Source organism: Aequorivita sp. IT1282 (assembly GCF_058068205.1).
In genome coordinates this window covers 93,551-106,011 of record NZ_JBYRHR010000004.1, presented here as the reverse complement: position 1 = coordinate 106,011, position 12,461 = coordinate 93,551, and the positions used below count along the sequence as shown (strand labels likewise).

Sequence of the window (12,461 nt, the reverse complement as noted above, 5' to 3'; positions counted from 1 at the left end):
TCTTCAAATAAAAACGAATTTGAAATTGTAAAATTGAATTTTTCGAAAAATGAAAACCAATAAACACAAAATTAGAGAATTATTTTTCGACACCATAAATTGAAAGTTTCGGAATATTTCCACTTAGTAGGAATTATTCCAAATATTTCAAATAGTATTTCTTATCTTTGTGATTCTCAGCAAAAAATAAATGCATTCACAACTTTTCGCAGTAATAGACGTAGAAACCACCGGCGGCGGTATTGCAGGTAATCGAATTACCGAAATATGTATCGCTTTATTAAAAAATGGTGGAGTGGTAGATAAGTATTCCACATTAGTAAATCCAGAGCGTAATATTCCACAATACATTACGGCGCTTACGGGGATTGATGATACTATGGTGGCTAATGCACCTCGCTTTTTTGAAGTTGCAGAAAAAATAGAAGAATTTACGAAAGACGCAATTTTTGTAGCGCATAATGTAAGCTTCGATTATAATGTAATCCGTGGAGAATTTCGGCTTTTAGGGCAGCATTACAACCGCAAAAAACTTTGTACCGTCCGGCTTTCACGCAAGTTAATTCCGGAAATGTCGTCCTATAGTTTGGGGCGACTTTGCAACACTATAAATATTCCACACATTAACCGTCACCGAGCGGAAGGCGATGTGGATGCCACGGTAATTCTCTTTCAACGGTTACTTACTTTAGATGCAGATTTTGAAATCTTCAATAACTTTTTAAACCCTCGCTCAAAACAGGCCACTCTCCCACCTCATTTGCCAACCGAACAGATAGATGAATTACCCGAGGAAGCTGGCATTTATCTTTTCAAAGACCAAAAACATAAAGTGATTTATGCGGGAAAAGCGAAAAATATTAAGAAAAGAGTGCTGTCACATTTTTATGATAAAAAGACGAAGGAATACCAACTTGGGCAGGAAACACATTTTATAGATTACGAAAAAACGGGAAATGAATTGCTGGCGCTGCTAGTAGAATCGGAACACATTAGAAAGCATTATCCTAAATATAACCGAGCGCAAAAATGGCCGGCGACTACCTATCAGATTATCAGTTATGAAAATCAACGTGGAATTATCCAATTGGCTTTGGGGAAAACAAAAGCACTGCACGATTCCGTAGGCACTTTTTACAATAAAACAGAAGCTATTGAAAAGCTAGAGGAAATATGTGAAACTTTTAAACTTTGCCCACGTTTTTGCACTTTACAAAGTAATGTTGAAATGTGCTCGCACTACCGAATTAAAAACTGCGAAGGTATTTGTGATGGTACCGAAAGCATAGAAAATTACAACTCGAAAGTAATGGGAGCCATTCGATCTTTAAAAGACAACAACCCTAGTTTCGCCATACAGGGAAAAGGCAGAACAGAAGACGAAATTGCCTTTGCGCTAGTAGTTGAAGGACAATATAAAGGTTTTGGATTTTTTGATCGAAGTGACGCCATTTGTAATGTTGAAGATTACGAACCTTTTTTAAAGCTACAACAAGCCAGTTATCACACTCACGCCATTATTAGAAGTCATCTTAAAAAGAATGGCGAGCGAAATTTAATTCACTTTGAAGAATCGATTCAATTTGCGAATCATAAAATCAAAGCGCTTAAAAAAAGCCCAGTGAAAATGGAAACTGAAAATCTACTTAAAAACCTAACAGGTTTTTAAAACCTGTTAGGTTAGGGTAGTTTAGCGAATAATATCTCCTCAAAACTCGTAATTACTCTATCTGCTTTACTGTAATCCTGATTAACGGAGTGCGGACTTTTGAAGCCTACACAGTAAATACCTGCTGCTTTGGCCGCGACAATGCCGTTGGTGGAATCTTCAATAACCATACAATGATCGCCGTGTTCTTCAGCAAGTGCAGCGGCTTTTATGAAAATTTCTGGGTGCGGTTTTGATGCTTTTAAATCGGCACCACTAATTTTCGCCTTAAAATATTTATTAAGGTCGAACCTATCAAAAATTCTATTGATGTTTGGCATGGATGCAGAAGATGCTAAAACCAAAGTTAATCCGTTGCTGTGATAATCTTTTATAAGGTCGTGAACGCCGTCAAGCAATGTGAGGCTGGAATCGTTTTCAAACAAATATTTAAAATGCTTCCGCTTAATAGCAACCAAATTTTCGGGTTCGTGCTTAAGCTCGAAATGATCACATAAGGTTCTGCATATTGGCAAGGTAGATTTCCCTGTAAAGGAATCGTACAATTCTTCGCCTACATTAATATTCACCTCATCAAACATATTGAAATAGGCTTTACGGTGTAGCGGTTCAGTGTCTACAATAACACCGTCCATATCAAAAAGTACTGCTTTTAGCATTGTTATATTTTGTTTGTGGTGGCAAAGAAAACAAATCTTTTTAAAACCATCCCTTTAAAATAAAATTGACTTTAATTAAACTAAAGTTTCTTTTTTTAGTTGCGCTAATAATTCAAAAGACTTTAATCTAGCCTCTTGATTATAAATGTGTGCAACGGCAATTATTTCGTCTACTCTAGTTTCTGCAACAAAATGAGTTAATTTTTCGCGAACGGTTTCTTTACTTCCTATAAAGGTATATTGCATCATTTGCGAAATATGTGCTTCTTCCATTGGGTTCCAAATATCCTGCATATTTTTTACTGGCGGCTGCAAAGGCTGACGCGTATTGCGGATTATATTCAACATAAAAAGTTTCATACTCGTTGCTAAATATTCGGCTTCTTCGTCTGTATCTGCAACCACAATATTTACGCAGGCCATAGCATACGGCTTCGATAATTGTTTGGAAGCTTCAAAATTACTGTGGTATAAGCCAAGGGCATCGTGCAAATGGGTGGGTGCAAAATGACTGGCAAAGGCATACGGTAAGCCTAGAGATCCTGCCAATTGTGCACTGTAAGTGCTAGAGCCCAAAAGATATAATGGAACTTCCAACCCTTCGCCCGGAATAGCTCTTACAAGCCCGTTTTTATTCGTTTTTGAAAAATATTGTTGCAGTTCCTGCACATCATTCGGAAAATCATTTACAGTTTCCGTCCGTTCCCTTCTAAGAGCTCGAGCCGTAACTTGATCTGTACCTGGCGCACGCCCCAAGCCCAAATCGATTCTATCTGGATAAAGTGTGGCAAGGGTTCCGAATTGTTCGGCTACAATAAGTGGTGCGTGATTAGGCAACATAACGCCGCCCGAACCTACACGAATGGTTTTTGTGTTTTCAGCAATGTAACCAATAAGCAATGGCGTGGCTGAACTTACAAGACTTTCCGCATTGTGGTGTTCTGAAATCCAGAAGCGTTTAAAGCCTAAATTTTCAACCTTTTGCGCTAAAGCCAAACTGTTTTCCATTGCAGCTTTATGAGTGCTTCCCTGAATTACAGGAACCAAATCTAAGACTGAAAAAGGGATGTTATTTAAAATTTCTTCGTTATTCATTATACTATTTTGATAATTGGATTCGACATTGCTCGGACAAGCTCAGCATGATATTATTTTTAAATTTTAGCTCTTTCGTATTGCAAAGGCCAATCTATACTTACGTCTAATTCGTGGGCTGCGTGTAATGAAAAATAAGGCTGCCTTAGGCTTTCGCGTGCATAGAGAACTAAATCTGCTTTTCCTTCTTGTAAGATTGCTTCGGATTGTTCGGCAGTTGTTATTTGCCCTACCGCGCCCGTTAAAATATGCGCCTCTTTTTTAATCTGCGCCGCAAAATCTACTTGATAACCCGGAGAAGTTGGGATAGTTGCATGAGGTACATTTCCGCCAGAAGAAGTATCGATTAAGTCGACACCAAGTTTTTTTAATTCCACAGAAAGTTTTACCGAATCCTCAATTGTCCATCCACCAGCGGTCCAGTCTGTTGCAGAAATACGTACGAAAAGCGGCTTTTCATCGGGCCATTCTTGTCGCACTACTTCAGTTACTTCAAGTAAAAAACGGATTCTATTTTCAAAACTTCCTCCGTATTCATCGGTGCGTTCATTTGCCAAAGGCGAATAAAACTGATGAAATAAATAACCGTGAGCAGCGTGTATTTCAACTACATCGTAGCCTGCTTTTTCTGCTCGGCGCGTCGCGGCAACATAATCGTTTTTTACCTTTTCAATTCCTTTAGCATCCAAAGCAATTGGCGCGGGCTCTCCATCGCGAAAAGGCAATGGGGAAGATGAAACTGTTTGCCAACCGTTTTCATCTTTAGGAGCAATCTTTTTGGCACCATCTTTTGGTAATTGGTAGCTCGCTTTTCTACCGGCGTGTGCCAATTGAATTCCTATTAAAGCATCTTGGGAGTGTATAAAATCTGCAATTTGTTTCGACTTCTCAATGTGGTCATCTTTCCAAATGCCCATATCGCCGTGGGTAATTCTACCCTCGGGTGAAACAGCTGTAGCTTCTTGAATAATTAATGCCGAACCTCCTACGGCGCGGCTTCCTAAATGGACTAAGTGAAAATCGTTTGCAAAACCATCAATGCTACTATACATACACATTGGCGAAACGACAGTTCTATTTTTAAATATTGTATTTTTTATTTTTAATGGGGAAAAAAGGGTGCTCATATATATTCTTTATTATTATACTCTATTATTAATTTTATTGAAATTCTTTATTATTTTGAATTACTTCAACTTTGAGGGATTTACAACTTCATCCTTACATTTTAAAACTTAAGATTTCGCTAAAAATCAGTATACAAACTTTAGAAAAGCATAAAATTTTCGTTTTTGTAAATAGCTGAAATTACCTTCATTTCTGTAGGCTTCACGTTCAAAAGAAATATTTCTGTAAGCTTTATGTCGATTTCCGAATTGTAACCAGCGAAATATAAATTCTACAACGTACCACAAATAGAAAAACAGCACCAACATTTCCGCTTGTTGGCGAAGGTGAATGCATTCGTGATTTAAAAAAACAGCATCCTTTTTTAATGAATGATGTTTTAAAATTACGAATGGCCAAAGCGTTATTCCGTTGAAATTTTTTCGGAGGAGTTTTGGTCGGACTATTAGAATCACAAGTTTATTTCTTCAAAAATTGTCGCAACACATATTGCAGAATACCTTCGTTTTGATAATATGCAACCTCAATTGGGGAATCTAGTCTTGCGATAGCTTTAAATTCAATTTCCTTGCCATCATCGGTTTTGGCAGTTATGGTTACTTTTTTTGAAGGTGTTAAATCGTTTTCAATCCCCGTAATACTGAAGTACTCTTTTCCTGTTAGGCCGTGCGATTTCGCGCTTTCACCGTTTAAATATTCCAGTGGTAACACGCCCATCATAATTAAATTACTTCGGTGGATGCGTTCATAGCTTTCTGCCAAAACGACCTTTATTCCCAAAAGAATGGTTCCTTTTGCGGCCCAATCGCGCGAAGAGCCGCTACCGTATTCTTTTCCGGTAAGCACAATTAGTGGGGTTTTATCTTTAATATATTTTTCTGAAGCCTCAAAAACCGTCATTTGTTCATCTGAAGGTAAATGCGTAGTAAATCCACCTTCTCGATTAGCCAATTGATTTTTGATGCGCACATTGGCAAAAGTACCGCGCACCATTACTTCATCGTTTCCACGGCGAGAACCGTAACTGTTGAAGTTTTTCTTTTCAACACCTCTCGAAATTAAATATTTTCCAGCTGCGGAATCTTCAGAAAATGCTCCTGCGGGCGAAATATGATCTGTAGTAATGCTATCACCGAGCATTAACAAAGCCCTTGCTCCCTTAATATTTTGAACCGGTTTGGGATTGTCTGGGAGATCACGGAAAAATGGCACTTCTTTTATATATGTTGAATCATCTTGCCATTGGTAGAGCTTATCATTTGGCACTTCCAGATTTCTCCAAATTTCGTTTCCTTCAAATATTTCGTCATAATTCTTTTTGAAATCTTTTGGCGTAAGCACCTCACTCATTACTTCGTGAATTTCATCGTCTGTTGGCCAAATATCTTTTAGAAACACTGGCTTGCCATTGCGATCGCAACTTAAAGGTTCTTTTGTGAGATCCATATCTACCCTTCCAGCAATGGCAAAAGCCACGACTAACATTGGCGACATTAAGAAATTCATTTTTACTTGTGGGTGTATTCGCGCTTCAAAATTTCGGTTTCCGGAGAGTACCGAGGTCACAATTAAATCGTTTTCTTCAACTGCTTTTGAAATCTCTGGCGGCAACGGGCCGGAGTTTCCAATACAAGAAGTACAACCGTAGCCCACCAAATGAAACTGAAGTGCTTCGAGATCTTTAAGCAAATCGGCTTTTTCCAGATAGTCCGTTACTACTTTAGATCCTGGAGCTAAAGATGTTTTTACCCATCGTTTTATATCTATACCGTGTTCTCTTGCTTTTTTGGCTACCAATCCCGCGCCTATCATTACGAATGGATTGGAGGTATTAGTACAAGACGTAATTGCGGCAATAGCCACAGCACCATCGGAAAGCATATATTTTTCATTCCCGTGCGATATCCAAACGGTTTTTAAACCATCTTTCATTTTTGATTCAACTTCAACGTCCGTGGCTGGATTATTAGACTGTTCCACGGGTTGACTTCCACCCTCTTCCTTCCAACGTGTAACTGCTTCTTCACGATCCGAATGCTGAATATATTTTCTACCGAATGAAGCGTGTTCAAGCTCAATAAATTTTTCTTTTAAATCTGTGATAAGAATTTTATCCTGTGGGCGTTTTGGACCGGCCACACTAGGCAATACGGTCGAAATATCCAACTCTAAAACATCGGTATATTCAATTTTATCTTCATCTTGACGCCAAAGCATATTTGCTTTGCAATAATCTTCCACGAGCTGAATTTGCGCTTCACTTCGGTTACTGCTTCGCATATATTCCAACGTTTTGTTATCTATGGGGAAATAGGTAATAGTACATCCAAATTCTGGCGACATATTACCAATAGTTGCTCTATCTGGCACCGAAAGATGGTCTAAGCCAGGGCCAAAAACCTCAACAAATTTACCAACCACGCCGTATTTACGTAGTAAATTGGCGATGGTAAGTACCAAATCGGTCGCAGTGGAGCCAACGGGAAGTTTTCCAGTGAGCTTCAATCCAATTACTTCTGGGCTAATAAAATAAATAGGCTGACCGAGAATTGCGGCTTCCGCTTCAATTCCGCCGACACCCCAAGCCACTACGCCTATTCCGTTTACCATTGGTGTGTGACTGTCGGTTCCCACCAAAGTATCTGGAAATACCATTCCGTCGCGGGCAATTGCGCCTTTAGAAAAATATTCTAAGTTCACTTGGTGGCAAATCCCCATTCCGGGTGGCACCACGCTAAAATTATCAAACGAACGCTGCGCCCATTTTAAAAAAGTATAACGCTCTTTGTTGCGTTTGTATTCCTCCTCCATATTTTGCTGATACGCATATTGAGCAGCAAAATAATCTACCTGCACGCTATGATCTATCACCAAATCCACAGGAATCAACGGATTTATTTTTGAAGCATCACCACCTTTTCGCGCCATTTCGGAACGAAGGGAAGCAATATCAACCACGGCCGGAACACCCGTAAAATCTTGCATAAGCACACGAGCCGGTTTGAAAGCTACATCTTTTTCGCTTTTTGCAGGTTTCCAGTTTAGAATAGATTCTAAGTGGTCTTTAGTTACAGAAAAATCATCGTAATTGCGAAGTGCATTTTCCAGAAGAATTCTAATTGAAAAAGGCATCTTATTAATATTATGCCCTTGTTTTTCGAGTTCGGGAAGACTGTAGTAGGTTAAGTTTTCGTTGGAAGATTCCAGTGTTTTTTTGAGGTTGAAGATATCTTGCTCCATGGTGGTATTATTTTATTGGCTATTAAAATTACGCAATAAATATGGTGTTGAGATGCTACAGTGTTTGTTTAACAGGGCGTTAACACATTCGTTTAATGATATATTTTCTCATAAAAAAAGCCCCCGAAACAAAACATCTCGGAAGCTTTTTTCTCCTCATATTTCTAAACCTAAAAACTATCCTCAGTATTCAGATTACAATCACATCGAAGAGTGTTTCGAAATGTCATCCAAGGTTTGGGAAGAAATTTTGTAGATTTAAACGTTTCCAAAAAACTCCAACATGAACAAAATCTTAAATTTCATCAAAAACAGTGCTACTCTCAAAACAGTATTTTTAATGGCAATTTTTTATATTGCTAGCACTTTTATTTTCGAAGATGGAATGGGAGTAGTTGAAATTATAATTACCTTTTTAACTTTTTTATATATTGTTTGGAGTTTCAATCTTCAGTTTTGGAAAGGCAAAAAAAGAAAAATTGGCAGAGAAGAAAAATATTGATGAAATGTTTTTTCCCCTTTAATTATACAATCACAAAATATCCCAAATGAAAACTAAAATCTCCATACTACTTACAATACTATTAACTACAATTAGTTTTGCACAAAACACCGAAACAGTAAACGAAACCGAACCGATGCCTTTCAATTTAGTGGAAATACCGCCGCTCGCCCCTGACTGTAAAGCAAAGTGGAAAGTAGAAAAACAACAAAAATGTACCCGAAATTTTATTCTGAATCACATAAATCGAAAAATTAACACAAACCTTGTTTCAGAGATAGGTTTGACCGGATTTGTTAGAATAGACGTTACTTTCACAATAGACAGAGAAGGAAATCCCAAAAACATAATCGCTACTGGAGGACCAGAAGTATTGAACCAAGATGCAATAGAAGTGATTCAAAGACTCCCTCAACTAACCCCAGCCATGAATAAAGGGGAAGTAGTTGAGGTTTACTTAAAATTTCCAATTGCATTTGATATTCAATAAACTTATTTCAGAAATTGTTTAAGTATGTTTCAACATTTATTTATAATTCTTATTATTGGTTCATTCTTCTCCTGTAAAAATATAAAGAAGAACGAAAAATCACTTTCTCAAAAGAATATTGAAATAACCTGCACAGACGTCAATTGCAATGGCACCTACATCGGCCCTGAATTCATAAATGGTTCAGATGTAGCTCAACAATTCTCAAACAAAATGGCGGCTCAAGTTGGCGACCAATTAAAACAACTTTACAAGCAAGAAAAATACTCAAAAGTAGATTTCCCAAACATTAGAATGACAACAACAGGAATGGGTTCTGGTACGGTAGAATATTCACTTTATATTCCCTTTAAAGCGGTGGATGAACCCTGCCAAGCTTATACCTCTTTTGACCACGTGGGTGGGTGGAACCATACTCCCGCTTTTGAAGCAAGAAAAGATCAACTATCAAATCTATTATTGAAAGGAGGAGAATTAGATATAAGCGAATTAAACACAACCCCAGAAGGGCTTCAGGAATATTGGATACAGTGGAAGAATAAAGAAGTTCAATTGGAATGTACGAAATAGAAACAATAAAGCCTTTTTTTGTAGCTTTAACTTTCAAAAATAAAATCCCACCTACATGAAAAAACAAATCACCCTCCTCCTACTTCTGCTCGCTTGCACCTTTTCCTTCGCGCAACAGTTTAAAGTAAGCTATAACGCTTCAGATTTTAAAGGTCCGTTTACGGGAAAGGTATTTCTGTATATGAGCAAGGAAAATAAAAGTCCGAAAGACGGCTTTGTGGGCATAACTTCTTACCCAGTTTTTTCGATAGACGTTCAAAATGTAAAACCTGCAGAAACTGTAACTTTTGACGATAGTGCCAAAAGTTACCCCGTAAAACTATCAGATATTGAAAGAGGCGAATACTACGTTCAAGCTGTTTGGGACCGGAATCTTGGCGGACGCGCAATTAACGAAAGTGCGGGAAATATCTACAACACAGCCATCCAAGTAAACATCACCCAAAATAGGGAAGCTGATTTCACTTTAAACTGTTCCGAAACTATCCCCAAATCTACTTTCACCGATACCGAATTTGTAAAGGAACTAAAAGTAAGTTCTGCCCTGCTTTCAAAATTTCATAACAAAGAAATGACCGTGAACGCGGCCGTTATCTTGCCCAAAGAATATTACACCCAGCCCGATAGAAAATTCCCGGTTTTGTTTAACGTTTCGGGTTATGGTGGCGATTATCATAACCTCAGCAACAACGAAAACATAAAAAGCCGACCCATAGATTCTATCGCCTGCATAACCGTTTATTTAGATGGTAACTGCTCTTTAGGCCATTCGGTATATACCAATAGCGACAACAACGGACCCTGGGGAGATGCACTTACGCAGGAATTTATTCCCGAACTGGAAAAGAAATACAGAACCAATGGCGCGAGACTTTTAACTGGCCACAGCAGCGGTGGTTGGACCGTACTTTCATTACAAAGCCGTTATCCCGAAGTATTTCACGGTTGCTGGAGTAGTTCCCCAGACGTTGTAGATTTTACAGATTACCAAGGTGTTAATCTTTACGAAGGTGAAAATTTATTTTTCACCGCAGATGGCGACCAGCGAAATGTAGCAACCGTTGCGGGACGTTTTCCGTGGGCGGCGAGCAAACAAATTTATTCTATGGAAAATGTAATTTATCGTGGCGAGCAGATGCATTCGTTCGATGCAGTTTTTGGTCCGAAAGGAGCCGATGGCAACCCAGAACGCATTTGCGATCCTATAACTGGAGTGATGAACGCACAAGTTTTTGATCATTGGAAAAACTACGACATCTCCCGCTACCTTAGCACAAACTGGCCTTCGTTAAAGAAAAATCTAGCTGGTAAAATACGTGTTTCCGTAGGTGAACAAGATAATTTTTTATTGAACGGGGCAGTGCATAAGTTAGATGAAGCTTTAAAACCTCTAAATACAAATTTTCAGTTTGAATATTTTCCCGGAGATCATTTTACTGTTTTCACTCCTGAATATTCTGAAAAAGGAAATGCCTTTTTAGCTGAAAGATATGCTGTTTGGGAGAGGGAGAATGGGAAATAGAAATACGTTAATAATACTACGCTACTTTTACACGTTATTAATTGAATGGAAAAATATATAGTTTTAATCAGCCTTTTATTTTTGAGTTGCACCAATAAAAATGTTTCCGCTGAAACCGATAAAATTAGTACAACAGTCGACACATTAACCTTCTCTTCAAGTGGTTTTAATTCAAGAAATAGTATAAAATTTACAACTAAACAACATTTTGTAGCTGAAGCTTCTTGGGCAAGTTGCTTTGGTGGTGGTGGGACACAAAAAGTTTTTGGCACATATGATACTATAGATGGAAAAACCATTCTAAAGCCTAAAACCGTTGAATATACGGAACACCCAAGGGAGGAAAGTGATTCAATTATTACTAAAAAATTTGATTATAATCCAGCAGCGTTACGAATAGATATACTAACAGAATACTTTTTAATTGAGTGGCAACAAAATAAATATCTACTTTCCGAAGAGGTTTATCCAATAATACCGGAATACGAAAATGACTTTTTTCATTTTGCCAGATATTTTAATTCAGAGTCATTGCAGTTTAAGATGTATGGTTTTTTAAGGCTTGAAGATGTAAATATCTGTGACACAATCAAAACTAATTTTGATTATAATCAAATTCCAGAAAAATGGAGGAAATACTTTTTACCCACTCCCGTAACAGCTCAAATAAAAAATATTAAAAAATATAAAGATATAAAGGATGAATATACCAATGGAAGTCTGTGGATTGTTGAATTAGATAAAGGAAGTAACGACAACGTTTATAAAGGTCTATATTTCAGAAACAGCAAAACCTATATTACAATAGAAATAGACTCAACTTTGCAAAACAAAAGCTATGGAACTATCTATTTATCAAAAGGTGAAATACCTTCAGACCAAAATCTCCTTAATTGTGAAGTGAGTACACGATGGAATTAAAAAAAACAATTACCCCGCCAACACTACCAATTTAGCAAGCGTACGGTAGTTGCGTGTAGTAGCCGCAACTTGTAATTTTTTCTCGAAGAAATTATTGTTCAGTTTTGCATTTCCCGCTCCATTGCCATAGTATATATAAACACACTCTGGAGTTAGGACAAATTCTTCGTTTGGGTAACTAATTTCCCGGACTGCTGCCATAAATTCCTCTTTAGGTGGAGCGGCAAGCAACATATAATACCCCACAATTTTCTTTGTTTCCTCAAATGGGCAAGCTGATAAAATTTCAGCAATTGCATTGGCTGTTTTTACTAGTACTGGAACTTCCCAACCAAACTTTTTGGTTATTTCATTCGAAATTTTTTCAGAAAGACCCTTTTCTTCCGCAGCAGTAAAAACCACGTTCCCACTTTGTATATAAGTAACTACATCTTCAAAACCCAAACCTTCAAACAGAAGTTTAAGATCGACCATTTTTAGCTTTTTATGTCCGCCAACGTTAATGCCGCGAAGTAGGGCGATGTAGATTTCCATACTAATAATTCTGACGTTGATTTAGAAATCTATAAATTAATACTCCATAGGGCTTTACCACATAATGAATAGAGTAATTAAAGCGTGCTAACGTAATTATTCGAACATTTCTATACCGAACTTGAAATGCT

General features: G+C 37.7%; 11 protein-coding genes. 6 read left to right on the top strand and 5 right to left on the bottom strand.

The window, feature by feature from the left end:
* The first annotated feature begins 190 nt into the window (after nt 1-190).
* Nucleotides 191-1,669 carry an exonuclease domain-containing protein gene (locus AC3RVG_RS09865; RefSeq protein WP_489691297.1) on the top strand — a complete coding sequence of 493 codons (1,479 nt, stop codon included), beginning with the start codon at nt 191-193 and terminating at the stop codon, nt 1,667-1,669.
* Between the two features lie 11 nt (nt 1,670-1,680).
* On the opposite strand, the gene AC3RVG_RS09860 is transcribed toward AC3RVG_RS09865, so the two are convergent.
* The 4 genes from AC3RVG_RS09860 to acnA form a co-directional block, all read right to left on the bottom strand.
* The gene (locus tag AC3RVG_RS09860) at nt 1,681-2,328 is read right to left on the bottom strand and encodes an HAD family hydrolase (RefSeq protein ID WP_489691296.1); all 648 of its coding nucleotides are present in this window, start codon (nt 2,326-2,328) and stop codon (nt 1,681-1,683) included.
* 75 nt (nt 2,329-2,403) lie between these two features.
* Nucleotides 2,404-3,423: an LLM class flavin-dependent oxidoreductase gene (locus AC3RVG_RS09855; RefSeq protein ID WP_489691295.1), complete on the bottom strand. Its 1,020-nt coding sequence runs from the start codon at nt 3,421-3,423 to the stop codon at nt 2,404-2,406.
* Between the two features lie 59 nt (nt 3,424-3,482).
* Nucleotides 3,483-4,550: an NADH:flavin oxidoreductase/NADH oxidase gene (locus AC3RVG_RS09850; protein ID WP_489691294.1), complete on the bottom strand. Its 1,068-nt coding sequence runs from the start codon at nt 4,548-4,550 to the stop codon at nt 3,483-3,485.
* A 460-nt stretch (nt 4,551-5,010) separates the two neighbouring features.
* Nucleotides 5,011-7,791 carry an aconitate hydratase AcnA gene (gene acnA, locus AC3RVG_RS09845; protein ID WP_489691293.1) on the bottom strand — a complete coding sequence of 927 codons (2,781 nt, stop codon included), beginning with the start codon at nt 7,789-7,791 and terminating at the stop codon, nt 5,011-5,013.
* 283 nt (nt 7,792-8,074) lie between these two features.
* On the opposite strand from acnA, the gene AC3RVG_RS09840 reads away from it, so the two are divergent.
* Genes AC3RVG_RS09840 through AC3RVG_RS09820 form a run of 5 tightly spaced genes read left to right on the top strand, consistent with a single transcriptional unit; the run spans nt 8,075 to nt 11,796 of the window.
* The gene (locus tag AC3RVG_RS09840; RefSeq protein WP_489691292.1) at nt 8,075-8,293 is read left to right on the top strand and encodes a hypothetical protein; all 219 of its coding nucleotides are present in this window, start codon (nt 8,075-8,077) and stop codon (nt 8,291-8,293) included.
* A 46-nt stretch (nt 8,294-8,339) separates the two neighbouring features.
* Nucleotides 8,340-8,783 (top strand): energy transducer TonB, encoded by a 444-nt coding sequence (locus tag AC3RVG_RS09835; RefSeq protein WP_489691291.1) that lies wholly within the window; start codon nt 8,340-8,342, stop codon nt 8,781-8,783.
* 24 nt (nt 8,784-8,807) lie between these two features.
* Nucleotides 8,808-9,353 carry a hypothetical protein gene (locus AC3RVG_RS09830; RefSeq protein ID WP_489691290.1) on the top strand — a complete coding sequence of 182 codons (546 nt, stop codon included), beginning with the start codon at nt 8,808-8,810 and terminating at the stop codon, nt 9,351-9,353.
* A 55-nt stretch (nt 9,354-9,408) separates the two neighbouring features.
* The gene (locus tag AC3RVG_RS09825) at nt 9,409-10,875 is read left to right on the top strand and encodes an alpha/beta hydrolase-fold protein (RefSeq protein ID WP_489691289.1); all 1,467 of its coding nucleotides are present in this window, start codon (nt 9,409-9,411) and stop codon (nt 10,873-10,875) included.
* 45 nt (nt 10,876-10,920) lie between these two features.
* The gene (locus AC3RVG_RS09820) at nt 10,921-11,796 is read left to right on the top strand and encodes a hypothetical protein (RefSeq protein WP_489691288.1); all 876 of its coding nucleotides are present in this window, start codon (nt 10,921-10,923) and stop codon (nt 11,794-11,796) included.
* Between the two features lie 9 nt (nt 11,797-11,805).
* Here the strand turns inward: AC3RVG_RS09820 and AC3RVG_RS09815 are convergent, their stop codons facing one another.
* Nucleotides 11,806-12,330: a DUF1697 domain-containing protein gene (locus AC3RVG_RS09815; protein ID WP_489691287.1), complete on the bottom strand. Its 525-nt coding sequence runs from the start codon at nt 12,328-12,330 to the stop codon at nt 11,806-11,808.
* Between the last annotated feature and the right edge of the window lie 131 nt (nt 12,331-12,461).